The sequence below is a fragment of the Sphingopyxis sp. EU05-FHT14B03 genome (assembly GCF_058790875.1).
In genome coordinates this window covers 565,188-583,180 of record NZ_JBYTDC010000002.1, presented here as the reverse complement: position 1 = coordinate 583,180, position 17,993 = coordinate 565,188, and the positions used below count along the sequence as shown (strand labels likewise).

Here is a 17,993-nt window from a genome sequence, read left to right as displayed (position 1 = left end):
TACGCGCGAGGGTGGCGGGCGTCCGGTCCTGTCGTCAAGAGGATTTCGGCGCGCCCGCCCCAGCAAAGTGGTTGTGAAAATCAGCGCAGCGGCGCGAGCCGTCCGATCAGCATCGCGCTCGCCAGACTCGCCGCCTTGGCCGCGCCTTCTTCGTAATTCCCCGGCTTGGCGGTGAAGGCGAACTTGCGGGTCTTGCCGAAGCGCAAGCCCCCGAACCCCGCGACCGCGGCAAGGCCGCCCACGACATTGCCGGCCGATTGCATCGCCTTGTCTGCGCCGCTGGTCGCGTCGCTCTCTTCGACGAACTCGCCCTCGACCGCGACCGGCGCCTTGACGGTGATCACCGACTGCTTGCCGCTCGGCGCGATCAGCGTGATGCGCGAATAGTCGGCGCTGACCGACAGCGCGCTGTTGACCTCCAACCCGCCGAAGCTGAAGGCGCCGGGGCGCTTCTGCTGCGAAAAGTCGATCAGATAGACGACGTCGATCACGCCGACTCCCGCCTGTTTTGCGTAGGCGTTCAGCGACCCGACCGCTTGCCCCGCCGCCATGTTCATCCCGATGCTGCTCATCCCCGACCCGACGAAATCACCCGGAATCATCAACAGCGAGGGCAGCGCCGTCGGCTTGTAATAGGTCGCCTTGCCCTTGCTGCCCTTTTCGAGCGCGATGTTGATGTCGAGCGGCATGTCCTGCGACTTGGTCTTGGCGAGCGCGGCATGGCCGAACATGTCGGTCGGTGCCTGAACCGTATAGCCGCTGGCGGTCAGCTGCGACACGAAGTCGGCATAGGCGGCGTCGGTGACCGCCTGCATCATTTCGGGGGTTACCCCGACGAGTTCGCTCTTCGCCTTGGTCGTGCCGCCGAACGCCCCCATCAGCCCGCCCGACGCCGCGGTCTGGTCGGTCGATTCAAAGATGAAGCCGACATTGAAGGCGCCGACGGTGACGGTGGTGACGCCCTTCGCATTGGCGGGACCAGCGATCTTCACCGGTTCCTTGTCCTTGGCGATCACGGCGACAGGCTGGAGCAGCATCGCCACGATGGCGACGGCCGACAGCAGTTTTTTCATGGATTGGTCCTCCGACCCTCACGGACCGGATATATCCGGTCGGCGGGGGTTCCCCGAAGCGACCCATGGCCCCCGCATCGGTCAGATGCGGGGGCAAGTCAACGGCTTACTGGTCCTGCCATTTGAAGTCGGCGGGCAGGATGCATTTGCCCGCATCATATTGGCCGACGCTGCGGATGACCTCGCTGTCCTCGGGCTCGATGCGGCGACCGCTGATCTGGCTGTCGATCACGCGGCGGACGAGCGCGTCGAGCCGCGTCACCAGATAACAGTCGATCGCCGGCGCCGCATGGGCATTGCCGACGCCGCTGTCGTCGGTCAGGAACAGATAGCGCGACTGGGTCGCCGCGGCCATCGCGCGCATCGCATATTCGGCCTCGTCGGCGACGCCCGAGGCGGCGACCGGGGTGATGTGGATACGCCTGGCGCGCGCCGCCTCGGCGGCGGCCCAGGTGCGGCCGAACTGTTCGTTGTGCGGCGGCGCGTCGGCGACGAGCAGCAGCGATTTCACCGCATCGGGGCGCCACTCCTGCCCGACCGCGCGGATCAGCGCCTGGTCCATCGCCTCGGGATAATCGCCGCCGCCGGTCGCATATTGCGCCGCCAGCGTGCCCTGTGCACGGCCGATGTCGCGGTCGAACACCACCGTGCGCGTGATATATTCGTCGCCGATATCGCGATAGAAGACAAAACCGACGCGAATATCGAGGTCGCGGTGCTTGGCGGTGATCGACGCGATGATCGCGCGCATTTCCGACTGCAGGTATCGGATCTCGTCGCCCATGCTGCCCGTCGTGTCGATGACGAGCATCAGGTCGAGCTTGGTCGCCTTGCTCGCCGCTTGGTTCGCGGTCAGCCCGACGACTTGGCCGCCCGGCGCATCGGACACCAGAACCGGCCGCGCATCGGCGATGCTGCGCCCGGCCTTTCGTGCCGACACGGTGATCCGTTCGCTGAGCCGGTCGAGCCCGGGGAAGAAGACCGCGCTGCCGTCGGCCTGTGTCGCCATGGTGATGCTGTTGCCGTCGCTGCAGGTGACGACGACGTCGGCGAAGGGGATCGGCTGGCCGTTGCGGTCGTTCACCTTCACCGTGACGACGCGCATCGTGTCGACGCGCGGCAGGGCGCGGATGTCCTGGCCCAAGTCGGTGCGGTTGACATAGGCCGCATAGAGTTCCGGATTGAGTAGGTCGTCATGCTCGCCCGCAGTCAGGATGCCCGATTGTGGCTGGGGCGGAATATAGCGCGGCGGCACCGGCACGGGTCGCCCCGTATAGTCCGACGACGAGCCGGGAACGGGCGACGTCGACGCCGGCGGCGGGGCGGTCGGTGCCACCCGTACCGACTCGCCGCTGCTGATCGCGCTGACCGCAGCCGACGATCCGGATCGCGCCGAGCCGGTGACGACGACGTCGGCGGCAGCGCTGTCATAGCTGGGTGGTGGCGGCGCCATCGGCGGCGGAGGGGGTGGCGGAGGCGGCGGAGGTGGCGGCGGCGCCATCGGCGCATAGTCGGCGCTCGACTTGTCATCGCGCTCGCGCTTGCCGCCCTTGGTCATGGACACGCCTGTCTGTTGCGGCCGGGGCGGCTGCACCTCGGCATCGAGGCGCGGAAGCGGGTCGGCGTTGCGGCAAAAGCCCTGCTGCGGCGCGCCTGGCTTGGCATAAGCGATGGTCAGGGGCGCGGGGGCGAGGCCGCCCGCGAGAACGGCGATCATCGTCACGCCCGTCAGAAATCGGCTTCGCATCATCGAACTCCCCGCCATGTGATACAATATCATGAACCTGTGGTCCGGCCGCTGAACCGTGGCTGAACCGCGATGAATGGTTAGATTGCCGCAGGTTAGGCCGCTGTGCGGGTCATCACAGCCGTGAAATCCTGGCGCCCGCGTGGCGCTCGATACGACCCGCGAGTTCGAGTTCGAGCAGGATCAGTTGCACCGTCGCGGCTGCGCAGCCCGACTGGCGGACGAGCTCGTCGACCGCGACGGGGGTCGGCCCGAGCAGTTCGACGACGGTCCGCCGGTCCCCTTCGCCGGCGTCGTGCACGGCGGGCGTCGCCGCATAGCTGCGCACCGGTTCGCGCACCATGCGCGCATCGATCGGCCCCAGCGCCTCGAGCACATCGTCGACCGTCTGGATCAGCGTCGCGCCTTCGCGGATCAGCAGGTTGCAGCCCTGCGCGCGCGGGTCGAGCGGCGATCCGGGCACCGCCATCACCTCGCGTCCATAATCGCCGGCGCGGCGCGCGGTGATCAGCGACCCCGACTTGGGTGCCGCCTCGATCACCAGCGTCCCGTGCGCCAGTCCGGCGATGATACGGTTGCGCGACGGGAAATGGCGCGCCAGCGGTTCGGTGCCCGGCGGCTGCTCGGCGATCAGCAACTGGTCGGCGCCGAGCTTTTCCTGCAGCCCGGCATTCTCGGGCGGAAAGGCGATATCGATGCCGCTCGCGATCACCGCCGTCGTGCGCCCGCCAAGCGCGCCGACATGCGCCGCGGTGTCGACCCCGCGCGCCAGTCCGCTGACCACCGTGATGCCCTGCCCCGCCAGCTCGGCCGCCATCTGCCGCGCGAAGCGGCACGCGACCGCGGAGGCGTTGCGCGCGCCGACGATCGCGACGCAGGGGTGCCGGAGCATCGCGGTATCGCCGCGGACAATCATCACCGGCGGGGCGCCCTCGACCTCGCGCATCAGCGGCGAATAATCCGCCTCGTCACTGAAGACATGACGCGCGCCGAGCGAGGCCACGCGCTCGATCTCACGCTCGGCGATTTCGGAAGGCGCGATACGCGCGCGGCCCGCGCCACCGCGCAGCACAAGATCGGGCAGCGCGGCGAGCGCCGCCTCGCCCGATCCGAAGCGCGCCATCAGCTGGTGCCAACTGACCGGGCCGACGTGCGGCATGCGGATGAGCCGCAACCGCGCCAGCCTTTCGGCGTCGGTCATTCGGCGCTTTTCATCACGCCGACGCGCGGTTCGGTTCCCGCGCGCAGCCGCGCGATATTCTCGCGGTGGCGCCAGAGCACGATGGCCGCGAGTCCCGCCAGACCGATCGCATAGATGGGATAGCCGAGCGCCAGCGCGGCAAGCGGCGCAGCGACGGCCCCCAGCATCCCGCCGAGCGACGAGATGCGCAACAGCAGGACGGCGCCGAGCCAGACGCCCGCAAACACCAGCCCGATCGGCCAGGCGAGCGCCAGCGAGAGGCCGAGCAGCGTCGCAACCCCCTTCCCGCCCTTGAATTTCAGCCAGACGGGGTAGCAATGGCCGATCATCGCCGCCGCGCCCGCGACCATCGCGCCATGATCGCCGGTTTCGGGGAAAAAATGCCGGGCGAGCAGCACCGCGACCGCGCCCTTCGCACCGTCGAGGATCAAGGTTGCCGCCGCCAGCCCCTTGCGCCCGGTGCGCAGCACATTGGTCGCACCGATATTGCCTGACCCGATCTGGCGCAAATCACCCGCACCGAAGGCTCGCGTCAGGAGGACACCAAACGGGATCGATCCGAGCAGATAGCCCGCGGCGATCAGCAAATATGTCGTCATGGCAACCCCTCCTCCCTTTGCGCCTTTGTGGCGATTTTACGCGTAGCAATCAACGCATTCGCGCATGGTGACCGCCAAATCGGACAAACTCGTGGCGGCCATTGAGCGGCCCCGTCGCCGCTGCTAGGGCGCGTGGATGCCCACCCCCCGCGCCGACGCCCCGATCCTGTTCTTCGACTCCGGCCTCGGTGGCCTCACCGTGCTCGGCCCGACGCGCGCGCTGCTGCCGACCGCGCCGATCGTCTATGCCGCCGATTATGCCGGCCTGCCCTATGGCCAGAAGAGCGAGACTGAACTCGCGGCGCGCGTTCCCGCACTGCTCGGCCGCCTCGTCGAACGCTACCAGCCACGCCTCGCGGTAATCGCGTGCAACACCGCCTCGACGATCGCACTCGCCCATGTCCGCGCCGCGCTCGACCTGCCGATCGTCGGGACCGTGCCCGCGATCAAGCCCGCCGCCGAGATGACGAAAACCGGCGTCATCGGGGTGCTCGGCACCGAAGCGACGGTGCGCCAGCCCTATGTCGACGATCTCAGCGCGCGCTTTGCCGCGGGCAAGACGGTGCTGCGCCACGGCAGCCCCGGCCTCGTCACCGCCGCCGAAGCGAAGCTGCGCGGCGACCCCGTGGATAAGGACGTCATGGCGCGCGCCATCGCCGGCCTGACAAGCCAGCCCGGCGGCGACAAGCTCGACGTCATCGTCCTCGCCTGCACCCACTTCCCGCTGCTCGCCGACGAATTGCAGGCCGAGGCGGGATCGCACGTCCGCTTGATCGACGGGGCGCAGGGCATTGCCCGCCGCATCGCCCACCTGACCGACGGCCAGCCCTGGCCCGCGGCGGTCGCCCCCGGCCTCGCGGTCTTCACGCGTAGCGACGAGCGTCCGCCGCCGCCGCTGGCCGCGCTGGCGCCCTACGGCCTCGATCGCATCGAACTGATCTAGCGGCTCGATCACACTGATTTGGCGCAGAAGTTGCGAATCGTTCGCACTGGATTTCGGGTTGTTTCGGCGTTATTGGCCCCCGTGTTAATAGCCGCCCGGAGGGAGCGGCCCAATGGCTTGGACTGGCACCTGACTGCGGGGCTGATACGTGAACTATAACGATATTTTCGCACGCGCCATCGACCGGCTGCACGAAGAAGGGCGCTATCGCGTCTTCATCGACATCCTCCGGAATCGCGGGTCCTTTCCCAACGCACGCTGCTTCGCCGGTCATAACGGCCCGAAGCCGATCACCGTATGGTGTTCGAACGACTATCTCGCCATGGGCCAGCATCCCAAGGTCGTCGCCGCGATGGAAGAAGCGCTGCATGACGTCGGCGCCGGTTCGGGCGGCACCCGCAATATCGGCGGCAACACCCACTATCATATCGACCTCGAAGCCGAACTCGCCGACCTTCACGGCAAGGACGGCGCGCTGCTGTTCACGTCGGGCTATATCTCGAACGAGGCGACGCTCGGCACGCTCGGCAAGCTGCTGCCCAACTGCATCATCTATTCGGACGAACTCAACCACGCCTCGATGATCGCGGGCATCCGCAACTCGGGCTGCGAAAAGCGCGTTTGGCGTCACAACGACCTCGCACATCTCGAAGAGTTGATGGCCGCCGACGATCCCGAAGCCGCCAAGCTGATCGCCTTCGAAAGCGTCTATTCGATGGACGGCGACGTCGCCCCGATCCACGCGATCTGCGACCTTGCCGACAAATATAATGCCCTGACCTATTGCGACGAAGTCCATGCCGTCGGCATGTACGGCCCGCGCGGCGGCGGCATCAGCGATCGCGACGAAGCCGCCGATCGCATCACGATCATCGAGGGAACCCTCGGCAAGGCGTTCGGCGTGATGGGCGGCTATATCGCCGCCGACAAGAATATCATCGACGTGATCCGCAGCTATGCGCCCGGCTTCATCTTCACGACCAGCCTGTCGCCGGTGCTCGTCGCGGGTGTGCTCGCGAGCGTGCGCCACCTCAAGGCGTCGAGCGTCGAGCGCGACGCGCAGCAGGAAGCCGCCGCTTATCTCAAGCAGAGCTTCCGCGACGCCGGCCTGCCGGTGATGGATTCGACCACGCACATCGTCCCGCTGATGGTCGGCGATCCGGTTCGCGCCAAGAAGATCAGCGACATATTGCTCGCCGAATATGGCGTCTATGTGCAGCCGATCAATTTCCCGACCGTGCCGCGCGGCACCGAACGGCTGCGCTTCACCCCCGGCCCGGCGCATGACGAGGCGATGATGCGCGACCTGACCCAGGCGCTCACCGAAATCTGGGACCGTCTGGAACTGCGCAAGGCCGCGTGAGCGCCGCACCGGGTTTTGACGAGGTTGTCCGGGGACGCCGCAGCATTCGCGGCTTCCTCGACAAGCCCGTTCCCAAGGCGCTGGTCGCCGAGGTGATCGAAGTCGCGATGCGCGCGCCCTCGTCGTTCAACAACCAGTGCTGGAATTTCTCGGTCGTCACCGGCGATCCGCTTGACGCGATCCGCCGGGGTAACACCGACGGCATTCTCGCCGGCAAGCCCGACAGCCGCGAATTCCGCCGCTTCGACGGCATCGCCGACGACCATCGCGCACGCCAGATCGAGATCGCCAAGCAGCTCTTCGGTGCGATGGGCATCGCGCGCGACGACAAGGACGCGCGCCAGGACTGGGTGCTCCGCGGCTTCCGCCAGTTCGACGCGCCGGTCAGCATCGTCGTCACCTATGACCGCATATTGCTCGGCAGCGACATCGCGCCGTTCGATTGTGGTGCGGTGACCAACGCGCTGGTCAACGCCGCCTGGTCGCGCGGGCTCGGCTGCGTCATCAACAGCCAGGGCATCATGCAAAGCCCAGTGGTGCGCGAACATGCCGCGATCCCCGACGACCAAGTAATCATGATCTGCGTCGCGATGGGCTGGCCCGAAGCGGATTTCCCCGCCAACGCCGTGGTGTCGAACCGCAAGAGCGTCGAAGAAGCCGTGCGTTTCGTCGGGTTCGACGACTGACGCTCAGCACACCGGGCGCATCATGCCCCAGAAATGCGGGCCGCCGCCCGGCACATCCCATTCTACCTGCGTGACGAACCCCAGCCGTTCGTAAAGCGGCACATTTTCCGGCGTCGCGGTTTCCAGCCAGCACGGCAGTCCCTCGGTGTCGGCGACCGCGGCCTGCGCGCGGATGATCCGGCCGCCATGGCCCTTGCCCTGATGCGCGGTCCGCACGCCGACATAATGAAGATACCAGAAGCGCGCCTTTGGGCGGTGCGCGTCGATGCCGGCCTGCACCTTCAGTCCGCGCGGCAGGGCGGTACCGAACGTCGCGACGAGCGGGATGACGGTGCGCAGGAACTCCAGTGTCCCGCTATGCGCCTGCCCCGGCGCACGCCAGAGCGCCGCCGCCGCGTCGCTTTCGGATCGCAGCGCGACCCCCGCGCGCATGTCGGCGGGTACCAGTACGCGAAACAGGCCGCGCAGCGCCCGCGCACGATGATCGGGGTCGGGCAATATCCACGACAGCGCCGGGTCGGTCTGGAATGCCTGTGCCAATGTCTCGATCACGGCCGGCTGGTCGGCCGGACCCGCCGGTCCTATTGCCTCGCTCATCATTCCCTCCGTCGCCGATGGGAGCAGGTCGCGCGCGCTTTGGCAATATCAGCGTCGGCCCCTGTCGAACCGCAGCGACCAGGCATAACCGCGATAGAGGCGTGTCACGACCAGCCGGCCGCCGGTGTCGGCCGACAATTCGCGCATCGCGTCGATCATCATCGCGCGCGGCGCGACATGGAAACGCGCCAGCCAGCCGAACAGCGCAGCGCGGAACCAGCCGGGCAGTTGCTCCTGCTGGCCGAAATCGACGATATGCAGCACTCCGCTCGGCGACAGATGGCGCACCGCCTCGCGGATCGCGCCCTGCCAGTCGGGGATCATCGACAGCGTATAGCTCTGAAAGACCCGGTCGAAGTGCGGGACGCCGAACAGCGCCTTGGGGTCGAACCCGGTGGCGTCGCCCTGCGCTACCGTCACCCGCCGCTCCAGCCCCGCCCGGGCGATCGCCGCGCGCGCGCTTTTCAGCATCTCGGCCGAAATGTCGATGCCGTGAATATGCGCGCCGGGCCAGCAGCGCGCCGCCGCGATCAGGTTGCGCCCGGTGCCGCAGCCGACCTCGAGCACATGACCGCCCACCGGCGGCTGCAGTTCGTCGATCAGCCGGTCGCGCCCGAGCAGATAGTATTTGCGGGTCAGGTCATAGATATGGCGCTGGCCGCGATAGACATTGTCCATCAGCGCGGGATGCCCCTGTGCCGCCGCCACGATCAGGCTTTCAGCACATAGAGATGGACGCCGCCATAGATCGCCGAGCGGTCGCGCCGCGTATAATCGCGCGATTCCTCGGCGCGATAGTCCCAGCGATCGAGCAGCGCGTCGGGCAGGCGTCCGGGCAGCAGGCTCGGCTCGGCGGCAGTACGGAACAGCACCCGCGCGCCCGGTCGCGCGGTGCGCAGGACCTCGCTCCACAGCGCGAGCAGTTGCGGGTCGCTCATCCAGTCCTGCGCGTCGAGGAAGATATAGCGATCGAAGCTGGCGTCATCCGCCGCCGCCAGCATGTCGGTCATGTTGGCGTGGAGCATCGTCACCCGTTCCGCGCGCGCCTTGACCGCGGCATAATTGTCCGCCTGCAGATAGGGCGGCAGCGGCGCCTGCGCGTCACGGCCATAACCGCGCCCGAACGCCTGCCAGGCGAAATAATTGTCCTTGAGGTCGAAATCGCAGCTCAGTTTCTCGAGCCGCGCGCGCAGCACATCGGCCATCGGCTTGCCACCCGCCAGCGCGTCATATTGCGCGGGCGGAATGCCGAGTCCGAACAAGGACGAGCGCTGGTCGGTGACCCAGCGCACGAACTTCCTGTCGAAGAAGGGCGCGAATTTCGTTTCGAAGATGTGGCGCTGTTCGTCGATGTCGCGCGCCTCGAGCAGCGCGCGCGGATCGGCCTTCATCAGCCGCGCCAGCAAATGCGCGACGCCGATGAAATTGCCGAGCAGTCCACGCTTGTAGAGCCCGGTCGCAAAGCCGTTGATGCGGCGGCGTCCGACAAGGTCGCGGCCTTCCCAGTAACGGCGGCTGACCTCGTCGAGATGCGGCCGCACATACGCCTTGTACGCCTCGACATTGTCGCGGCTGTCGGCGTCGGCGAAAAAGCGGCGAAAGCTTGCATAATCGGGCAGCCGGGCCGCCGCGATGCGCTTGAGATGGCCCAGCGCCACATGCGCGGTGTTGAGATCGACCGCGACGATCTCGGCGGGATCGGCGGTCAGATAGGAGAAGACATTGCACCCGCCGCTCGCGATCGTCGCGATGCGGTTGCCGGGCCGGATCGCCAGTGCCTCCATGTCGACCACGGGGTCTTCCCAGATCTGGGCGTAGACGAGCCCGCGAAAGGCGAACGCGAAGGCGCGGTCGAGCAGGCGTTGCTTCTGCTCGGCGTCCTCGCGAACGACGGCGGCGGCGATCTTGCGATTGGGCTGGCTGGCCATGGCAGGTCTCCCGGAGAAAGGTGGATCCGGCCCCGCCCATGGCAGCGATTCTTGCGATTCCCGCGTCGGTTCGATGACAAATCGGGGACGGCGGAAAAAACTCGCATCGTCATCCCGGCGAATCCATGGCGTCGCGCTGCTGACCGTAAACCCTTCACGTTTGCGGTCAGCAAGCTTTTGGGCGTGAATTGCCAATTGTCGCCGGAAGCCGCGCCCCGCTGCTAGATCGGCCGAATGTCGCCCCGGATGCGATCGAACCGTGCGGCGACGTGCCGCGCGTAAGGCAGGCCGTGATCGCGAATCACCAGCGCATCGCCATCCCACTCGACAATCCCTCGTCGTTCGAAATCCGTCAGGGCGCTTCGAGCCGGCGCGAGCTCATCGAAACTCAAATGCGCGCGCCCGTTGCACAACAGGTCGCGAATATGCCGCGCGCGCCGCTGCTCTCCCGCCTCGACCCGGACGCCTCTCACCGCGGTGAGGCGCCCCCCGCCGACAAGATCGCGATAGGAGCCGGACCGCTTCTCGTTCTGGACGATCAGATCGGGAAACTTGCTGATCGCGCTGGCGCCGAAACCAAGCAAAATGGGGGCAGCGTCCTCGGTAAAGCCCTGAAAATTGCGATTCACCCGGCCTTCGCGAGCTGCGAGGGCGAGCGAATCGTCGGGCCGGGCGAAATGATCGAAGCCGACCGGGACATAGCCAGCCGCGGTCAGCCGTCGATAGCCAAGCTCGGCCTGCTCGAAGCGAAGGCGCTGGTCGGGCAGCCGGCTCGCGTCGATCCGCCGCTGACGCGCAATCATCTGCGGAAGATGGGCGTAACCGAAAAAGGCGATGCGGCTCGGCGCCAGCGCCAGCGCCTCGTCAATCGTCGATTCGACATCGGCCAGTTCCTGTCCGGGCAGGCCGTACATCAGATCGAAATTGATCGCGTTGATATCGCGCAGGCGCAGCGCGGCGACGACGCGCTCGATGTGCGAAAGCGGCTGGATGCGCCCGATCGCCTGCTGGACGTGCGGTGCGAAGGTCTGGATGCCGAGGCTGACCCGCGTGACATGCGCCGCCGCGAGCACCAGCGCCCACTCGGGTGAAAAGCCGCGCGGATCCAGCTCGATCGAGACGTCGGGCCGGTGCGCATCGAAAACGGTGAGCAGCAGGTCGAGCAAGCGCACCAGTTCGACCGGCGCGATCGCATTGGGACTGCCGCCGCCGAAAGCGATGCGGCTCACGCGCCCGCGTCCGCCCAGCCGCTTCGCGACGAGCGCGATCTCCGACCTGAGCGCCGTCAGATAATCGTCGAGCCGCTGCTTACGACCCGCCGCGCCGGTGTTGCAGCCGCAATACCAGCAGATGCTCTCGCAAAAGGGGATATGGACATAGAGCGAGACCGGCGTCGCCGGTTCGACTGCATCAAGGGCACGCGCATAATCGTTCGCGCCAACATCTTCGGCGAATTCCATCGCCGTCGGATAGCTGGTGTAGCGCGGAACCGGCTTTGCGAGCAGATCGGGATGATAGGACCACATGCACGCACCCTATGCCCGAACCGGCGCCACGACATTGATCGGGATCAACGGCGCCGGAATCAGCAGCAGCCCAACGACCCCGCCCGCTTGCCGCGACGTTCGCCGATCATGTGGCAGGCCTTGGCACAGTCGCGCCGCTGTTTCGGGTCGGCGGGATCGCCCGGTACGATCATCCGGTGCGCCGCGCCGCCGCACGAGGGAACGGTCAGGACGCGCGCTTCGGCTGCACCGGGCGGCTGCATCAGCACCGCCGCGGCCAACGCCAGAACGAAATACCGCGCGATCATGGGACGTCCTTCTCCTCATCCTCGACGAAGATGCGCAGCGCCGCGCCGTCAAGATCGTCGAACTGCCCGCCGCGCAGCGACCAGAAAAAAGCGGCGAGGCCTATGAGCCCGAGGCCGAGTGCGACCGGGATCAGGACGAGCAGCCCGTTCATCGCGCCGAGCCCTTCAACCGCAGCGCATTGCCGACGACGATCAGCGACGATCCCGACATTGCGATGGCGGCGACCAACGGTGTTACATAGCCGAGAAAAGCGAGCGGGACCGCGACGACATTATAGCCGATCGCGAGCGCGAAATTCTGTCGCACGATCGCCTGCGTCCGCCGCGCCACCCGGATCGCCTGCATTACCGGCATCAGCCGGTCGCCAAGGAAGATGCAATCGGCGGCATTCTTGCCCGCATCGCTCGCCGAGGCCGGCGCGATCGAGGCATGACCGGCGGCCAGCGCCGGACCATCGTTCAGCCCGTCGCCGATCATCAACACCTTATGTCCCATTGCGGCCTGCCGCGCGATGGCGGCGAGCTTGTCCTGCGGGCTCATGCTGGTCTGGGCGGTCAGCCCGAGCGCGCGCGCCACCGGCGCGACAGCTGCGGCACGATCGCCCGACAAGATCGTTGGCACGACGTCGGCGCGCCGCAGCGCCGCGATGGTGTCGGGGGCGTCGGGACGAAGCGTGTCGGAGAAGCGGACGATGATCGCCGGCACGCCGTCGATCGCCAGCTCGGTCGCGAGCGCGCTGTCGGCGAGGGTCTGCGCGGGCCGACCCAGCGTCACCCGGCGCGTCCCCCACCGCGCCTCGATCCCGGCGCCGGGGGTTTCGCGGATCGCCTCGACCGCAAGCGGCGTCACGCCCGCCGCCGTCAGGTCGCGGGTCAGCGCCTCGCTGAGCGGATGACGGCTGGCGCGCCCCAGCGCGAGCAGCAGCGCGCGGGCGGTGGCGTCGGCGGCATCGAGATTGGCCGCGACCGGTCGCCCGAGAGTCAGCGTTCCCGTCTTGTCGATCATCGCCCGATCGACCTCGGCCAGCCGTTCGAGCGCCGATCCGTCCTTCACCAGCACCCCGACCCGCATCAGCGCGCCCGCCGCGACGATCTGCGCCGCAGGCACCGCGAGGCCGAGCGCACAGGGACATGTGATGATCAGCACCGCGACTGCAATCAGCAAGCTGTGGTGCCAGCCGGCCCCGGCGATCATCCAGCCGGCGAAAGCGAGCAAAGCCAGGGTGTGGACCGCAGGCGCATAATAGCGCGCCGCGCGATCGGCGATGCGGACATAACGCGACTTGCCCTGCGCCGCCTCGCCCATCAGACGCGCAATGTCGGCGATCGCGGTGTCGGCGCCCGCCGCGGTGACCAGGACACGGATCGGCGCTTCGATATTCAGCGTCCCGGCGTGAACGGGATCGCCGCTCAGCACCTCCCGCGGCGCGCTTTCGCCGGTCAGCAGCGACAGGTCGATCTGGCTGGCACCGCCGACGATCACGCCGTCGGCCGCCAGCCGCTCGCCCGCGGCGACCAGCATGACCAAGCCGGGTTCGATCGCAGTGGCGTCGACCCAGCGGCTTGCTTCGTCCGGGTCGACGACCATCGCGCCGGTGCCCATGTTGCGGAGCAGCGCCGTCACCCCGCCCCGCGCGCGGTCGCGCATCACGCTGTCGAGCCAGCGGCCGCAGAGCAAGAAGAACAGCAGCATCACGACGCCGTCGAAATAGGCGTGCGGGCCGTGCGTCGCAGTTTCGTACAGGCTGAGCGCGGTCGCGATCAGCACCCCGATGCTGATCGGCACGTCCATATTGGTCCGGCCGTGGCGAACCGCGCGCCACGCCGAACGGAAGAAAGACCGCCCGGCATAAGCGACCGTCGGCAGCGCGATCGCCGCCGACAGCCAGTGGAACAGGTCACGAGTCGCGCCGCTTGCGCCTGACCAGACCGACACCGACAGCAGCATGATGTTCATCATCGCGAAGCCCGACACCGCGACCGCGCGCAGCAGCGCGCGGCTGTCGGAGGCGCCGCGATCGGCCTCCGGCGGACCGTCGCCGATCGGATGCGCCTCGAACCCGAGCCGCGAGAAGGCGCCGATCAACTCGGGCGTTTCGGCGTCGGGGGTGCAGGACAGATGCACGCGCTTTTCGGTGAAATTGACCCGCGCGGCGGCGATCCGCCGGTCGCGCACCAACCCCTGCTCCAGCTTGGCGATGCAGCCCGCGCAGCGGATGTCGGGCACCGCGAAATCGCGTTCGATCAACGAGTTCGCGACCGCGGTCATTGGAGATCGATCCGATAGCGCGCCTCGTCGGCACCGTGATGCACCGACAGGTCGATCTGCCAGCGCCCGGCTGGCAAGGCCTCGGCCGAACGCAAAGCGCCGCCTGCAGCTGGTACGAAGCGCATCGCGCGCGCAGGCGCTTGACCGAGCGGATGACGGAGCGTCGCAACGATGCGCAGCCCGTCCAGCGGCGCGCCGTCCTTGCGGACGATCAGCCGGACATGCCGGTCAGAGTCGACAGTGACGCTCTTGTCCCAGCCGAGCCGCTCTTGCGCCGCGGCCCGCGCGAGCCATTCATTGTAATGTTGGCTCGCAACATAGCTGTTGTCGACCACGGTGCCGCCAAAGGTCGACAGCGCAAAGCTCGCCATCACGATATTGACGCTGATGACGACGCCGAAGAAGGCGATCAGGATGATCGCCGCATGGCGCCCGGTGAAGGGCTTTCGTTCGCGCTTGTCGGTCATGGTTCGGTCCCCGGCCGGTCGAACTGGATGGTCTCGCTGTCGCCGCGCGGATCGTCGTCGAGCGCGCGCACCGTGATCGTGAATTCCTGCCGCGCCGGGCCCGCGCCGGGAGCGACGATAAACAGCCGCGCGCTCGTCACGCGGTCAGGCGCGAGCGACATGCGCAGGCTCTGCCGCGCGGTCTCGCGCGCGCCGCCTTCGATCCACAGCCGCGCACTGGGCAGGCCGCTCAGCGTGACCTCGATCGTGCGCGGGCGGAGTTCCATGTTGCGCAGCTTGAGCGTGTAATTGTTGCGGATCGCGCCGTCGGAAAGCTGAACATAGAGCGGGCTGCGCTCGTGCTGGACGGCAAGATCGAGACGGGTGCGCTGGCCGAGGGTGAAGAGCATCGCGAGGCCAATCGCGCCCCACAGGCCGAAATACAGTAGCGTCCGCGGACGGAAGAGCGTCTTGCGGATCGGCGGCGCGACCCCGCCCGCCTTTTCGGTCGCGGCGTCGTCGAGCGTGCAATAGTCGATCAGGCCGCGCGGTCGGCCGACCTGCGCCATCACGCTGTCGCAGGCGTCGATGCACAGCGCGCAGGTGATGCAGCCGATCTGCGGCCCCTCGCGAATGTCGATGCCGGTCGGGCAGACCGCGACGCACTGGTTGCAATCGACACAGTCGCCAAAGGCGCCGGGGTCCTTCTCGGCCTTCTTGACGCTGGCGCGCGGCTCGCCGCGCCAGTCCTTATAGGTCACCAGCAGCGATTTTTCGTCCATCATCGCGGTCTGGATGCGCGGCCAGGGGCACATATAAATGCACACCTGTTCGCGCAGGAAGCCGCCGAGGACAAAGGTCGTCGCGGTCAGCACCGCCACCGTGACATAGGCGACCGGCGCGGCTTGCCCGGTCCAGAAATCATGCGTCAGCGTCGGCGCGTCGGCGAAATACATGATCCACGCACCGCCGGTCCAGAATGCGACGGTCAGATAGACCGCATATTTCAGCGCCCGCTTGAAGATCTTCTCGGCCGTCCATGGAGCGTTTGCGAGGCGGATCTGCGCGTTGCGGTCGCCGTCGATCAGCCGGTCGACATGCTGGAACAGGTCGGTCCACACCGTCTGTGGACAGGCATAACCGCACCACGCGCGCCCGACCGCACTGGTGACGAGGAACAGCCCGATCCCCGCCATGATGAGCAGGCCCGCGACATAATAGAATTCATGCGGCCAGATCTCGATCTGGAACATGTAGAAGCGCCGGTTCGCCAGATCGACGAGCACAGCCTGGTCGGGCGCATGGGGGCCGCGATCCCAGCGGATCCATGGCGTTCCGTAATAGATCGCCAGCGTGACCGCCATGATCCCCCATTTGAAACGCCGGAAAGGGCCGTCCACCTTCTTGGGGTAGACGCCCTTGCGCGCCGCATAGAGCGATCCATGCTCGCCGGTCAGGTCGTCAGGGCTGGCCATCAGCTCCCAGTCCTTCCGCCGCGGCGGCGGCCAAGGCCGGCGCCGGCGCCTTTTCGCCGCCGCCGAGCGAATAGACATAAGCGGCGAGCATCTTGATCGTCCCCGGGTCGAGCCGGCTGTTCCAGCGCGGCATCACGCCGTTGCGCGGCTGAGTCACCGTCGCAGTGATGCTGGCGCGGTCGCCGCCATAGAGCCAAATCGCATCGTTCAGCTTCGGCGCGCCGACCTCGCGCCCGCCGTTGCCGGTCGGGCCATGGCATACCGCGCAATTCGCCTCGAACAGCACCGCGCCGCGCGCTGACGATGCGCTCCGCTTTTCCTGATGGCTGATCGTGCGGACAAAGCTCACCACATCGGCGATCTGCGTTGGCTCGAGGATGCCGTCGCGTCCGAAGGCGGGCATCTGGCTGGTCCGCGTCGCCTTGTGATCGGGATTCCTGATGCCATGGGTGATCGTATATTCGATCGTCGCAAGATCGCCGCCCCACAGCCAGTCGTCGTCGGTCAGGCTGGGATAGAGCTTCTTCACCCCCGCGCCGCCCGCGCCGTGGCATTGGACGCAATGGACACGAAAGGCGGCCGCCCCGCCCTGCACCGCCGCCTGCATCAGTTCGGGTTTTGCGGGCAGGTCGGCGATCGAGGTCGCGGCGATCGCGTTCATCACCGGGGCGCGGCGCGCCGCGTCGGCCTGCATCTCCTGTTCGAGCTGGCCGCGACTGCTCCAGCCGAGCACACCCTCGGTCGCGCCATGGATCATCGGCCAGGCGGGATAGAGGATGACATAGACGATGCCCCAGACGATCGTCGCATAGAGCGACCACAGCCACCAGCGCGGCATCGGCGTGTCGAGTTCCTCGATGCCGTCCCATTCGTGACCCGACGTGTGCGTGCCGGTCACTTCGTCGATACGCTTATGATCGGCCATGCTCGTCGTCCTTGAAGATCATATTTGCCGCTTCGTCATGGTGACGGCGGGCGCCCTTGCGAAACGGCCAGGCGATGAAGAGGAGGAACATCGCCACCATGACGATCAGGCCCCAGCTGTCGGCGAAATGCCGCACCTCGTCATAACTCATCGCGCCGCTCCCGAAGCCGCGGCAGGCGCGTGCGCCTGTTCCTGCGGCGCCGCCTTTTCGACATCGACCAACGTGCCGAGCATCTGGAGATAGGCGATCAGCGCATCCATTTCGGTCACCTGGGCGGGGTCGCCGTCGAAATCGCGCACCTGCGCCTTCGGATAGCGTTTGACGAGGTCACCGGCCCCCGCGTCGGGATCGGCCTGCGCGCGGATGTCGTCGTTCGCCTTGGCAATGTCCTGCTTCGTATACGGAACGCCGACGCGGGTGAGCGCGGTCAGGTCGCGCTTCATGTCGCCCGGGGCAAGATCGCGCTCGGCGAGGAAGGCATAACCGGGCATGATCGATTCGGGGACGACGCTGCGCGGGTCGATCAGATGCGCCTTGTGCCATTCGTCCGAATAACGACCGCCGACGCGGGCAAGGTCCGGCCCGGTCCGCTTCGACCCCCACTGGAACGGATGGTCGTACATGCTCTCGGCCGCCAGACTGTAATGGCCATAGCGTTCGACCTCGTCGCGGAACGGGCGGATCATCTGGCTGTGACAGGTGTAACAGCCTTCACGCATATAGATGTTGCGCCCGGCAAGCTCGAGCGGGGTGTAAGGACGCATCCCGTCGACCTTCTCGATCGTGTTGTCGATCCAGAACAGGGGCGCGATCTCGACGATGCCGCCGATCGCAACGGCGATCAGCGAAAAGAAGCCGAGCAGGCTGACGTTGCGTTCGAGCTTCTTGTGACTGAAGCGTTTTTCGGCGGGTTGGATCGCCATTTGC

At 67.2% G+C, this 17,993-nt stretch carries 19 protein-coding genes; 3 read left to right on the top strand and 16 right to left on the bottom strand.

Annotated elements, in window-relative coordinates; genetic code table 11:
* Window positions 1–80: 80 nt before the first annotated feature.
* The 4 genes from AC3WS4_RS11925 to plsY all read right to left on the bottom strand — a co-directional run bounded on the left by AC3WS4_RS11925 (window position 81) and on the right by plsY (window position 4,620).
* Window positions 81–1,073 (bottom strand): hypothetical protein, encoded by a 993-nt coding sequence (locus tag AC3WS4_RS11925; protein WP_492738488.1) that lies wholly within the window; start codon window positions 1,071–1,073, stop codon window positions 81–83.
* Between the two features lie 106 nt (window positions 1,074–1,179).
* On the bottom strand, window positions 1,180–2,820 hold the full coding sequence (locus AC3WS4_RS11920) for a VWA domain-containing protein (protein ID WP_492742798.1): 1,641 nt from the start codon (window positions 2,818–2,820) through the stop codon (window positions 1,180–1,182).
* 115 nt (window positions 2,821–2,935) lie between these two features.
* Entirely contained in the window at window positions 2,936–4,021 is a 1,086-nt protein-coding gene (gene dprA, locus AC3WS4_RS11915; protein WP_492738492.1) for a DNA-processing protein DprA, read from the bottom strand.
* Window positions 4,018–4,620, bottom strand: a complete 603-nt coding sequence (plsY, locus tag AC3WS4_RS11910) for a glycerol-3-phosphate 1-O-acyltransferase PlsY (RefSeq protein ID WP_492738494.1) — start codon at window positions 4,618–4,620, stop codon at window positions 4,018–4,020. Before plsY ends, dprA begins: the two co-directional genes overlap by 4 nt.
* Window positions 4,621–4,756: 136 nt before the next feature.
* Between plsY and murI the strand changes: the two genes are divergently transcribed.
* From murI to AC3WS4_RS11895, 3 genes are all read left to right on the top strand, one after another.
* Window positions 4,757–5,563, top strand: a complete 807-nt coding sequence (murI, locus tag AC3WS4_RS11905) for a glutamate racemase (protein WP_492738496.1) — start codon at window positions 4,757–4,759, stop codon at window positions 5,561–5,563.
* A gap of 148 nt (window positions 5,564–5,711) precedes the next feature.
* A complete protein-coding gene (hemA, locus tag AC3WS4_RS11900; RefSeq protein ID WP_056347741.1) occupies window positions 5,712–6,926 on the top strand; it encodes a 5-aminolevulinate synthase in 1,215 nt (404 codons plus the stop codon).
* Window positions 6,923–7,612 carry a nitroreductase gene (locus tag AC3WS4_RS11895; protein WP_187141571.1) on the top strand — a complete coding sequence of 230 codons (690 nt, stop codon included), beginning with the start codon at window positions 6,923–6,925 and terminating at the stop codon, window positions 7,610–7,612. Before hemA ends, AC3WS4_RS11895 begins: the two co-directional genes overlap by 4 nt.
* 3 nt (window positions 7,613–7,615) lie before the next feature.
* On the opposite strand, the gene AC3WS4_RS11890 is transcribed toward AC3WS4_RS11895, so the two are convergent.
* From AC3WS4_RS11890 to ccoO, 12 genes are all read right to left on the bottom strand, one after another.
* Entirely contained in the window at window positions 7,616–8,209 is a 594-nt protein-coding gene (locus tag AC3WS4_RS11890) for a GNAT family N-acetyltransferase (RefSeq protein ID WP_492738499.1), read from the bottom strand.
* A 48-nt stretch (window positions 8,210–8,257) separates the two neighbouring features.
* A complete protein-coding gene (locus tag AC3WS4_RS11885; protein ID WP_492739171.1) occupies window positions 8,258–8,887 on the bottom strand; it encodes a class I SAM-dependent methyltransferase in 630 nt (209 codons plus the stop codon).
* Window positions 8,888–8,919: 32 nt separating this feature from the next.
* Window positions 8,920–10,137: a BtaA family protein gene (locus tag AC3WS4_RS11880; protein ID WP_492738501.1), complete on the bottom strand. Its 1,218-nt coding sequence runs from the start codon at window positions 10,135–10,137 to the stop codon at window positions 8,920–8,922.
* A 221-nt stretch (window positions 10,138–10,358) separates the two neighbouring features.
* Window positions 10,359–11,663 carry an oxygen-independent coproporphyrinogen III oxidase gene (gene hemN / locus AC3WS4_RS11875; RefSeq protein ID WP_056347749.1) on the bottom strand — a complete coding sequence of 435 codons (1,305 nt, stop codon included), beginning with the start codon at window positions 11,661–11,663 and terminating at the stop codon, window positions 10,359–10,361.
* A gap of 59 nt (window positions 11,664–11,722) precedes the next feature.
* Entirely contained in the window at window positions 11,723–11,950 is a 228-nt protein-coding gene (locus AC3WS4_RS11870) for a hypothetical protein (protein WP_187141567.1), read from the bottom strand.
* Window positions 11,947–12,102 (bottom strand): cbb3-type cytochrome oxidase assembly protein CcoS, encoded by a 156-nt coding sequence (ccoS, locus tag AC3WS4_RS11865; protein ID WP_056347754.1) that lies wholly within the window; start codon window positions 12,100–12,102, stop codon window positions 11,947–11,949. Before ccoS ends, AC3WS4_RS11870 begins: the two co-directional genes overlap by 4 nt.
* Window positions 12,099–14,219 (bottom strand): heavy metal translocating P-type ATPase, encoded by a 2,121-nt coding sequence (locus AC3WS4_RS11860; protein WP_492738504.1) that lies wholly within the window; start codon window positions 14,217–14,219, stop codon window positions 12,099–12,101. Before AC3WS4_RS11860 ends, ccoS begins: the two co-directional genes overlap by 4 nt.
* Entirely contained in the window at window positions 14,216–14,686 is a 471-nt protein-coding gene (locus AC3WS4_RS11855) for a FixH family protein (RefSeq protein ID WP_056347758.1), read from the bottom strand. The genes AC3WS4_RS11860 and AC3WS4_RS11855 overlap by 4 nt, the downstream gene beginning before the upstream one ends.
* Window positions 14,683–16,140 (bottom strand): cytochrome c oxidase accessory protein CcoG, encoded by a 1,458-nt coding sequence (gene ccoG, locus AC3WS4_RS11850; protein WP_492738506.1) that lies wholly within the window; start codon window positions 16,138–16,140, stop codon window positions 14,683–14,685. Before ccoG ends, AC3WS4_RS11855 begins: the two co-directional genes overlap by 4 nt.
* Window positions 16,127–17,065, bottom strand: a complete 939-nt coding sequence (ccoP, locus tag AC3WS4_RS11845) for a cytochrome-c oxidase, cbb3-type subunit III (RefSeq protein ID WP_492738508.1) — start codon at window positions 17,063–17,065, stop codon at window positions 16,127–16,129. Before ccoP ends, ccoG begins: the two co-directional genes overlap by 14 nt.
* Complete coding sequence (locus AC3WS4_RS11840) at window positions 17,052–17,216, bottom strand: cbb3-type cytochrome c oxidase subunit 3 (RefSeq protein WP_056347764.1); 165 nt, start codon at window positions 17,214–17,216, stop codon at window positions 17,052–17,054. Before AC3WS4_RS11840 ends, ccoP begins: the two co-directional genes overlap by 14 nt.
* Window positions 17,213–17,989 (bottom strand): cytochrome-c oxidase, cbb3-type subunit II, encoded by a 777-nt coding sequence (ccoO, locus tag AC3WS4_RS11835; RefSeq protein ID WP_056347766.1) that lies wholly within the window; start codon window positions 17,987–17,989, stop codon window positions 17,213–17,215. The genes AC3WS4_RS11840 and ccoO overlap by 4 nt, the downstream gene beginning before the upstream one ends.
* Window positions 17,990–17,993 lie beyond the last annotated feature (4 nt).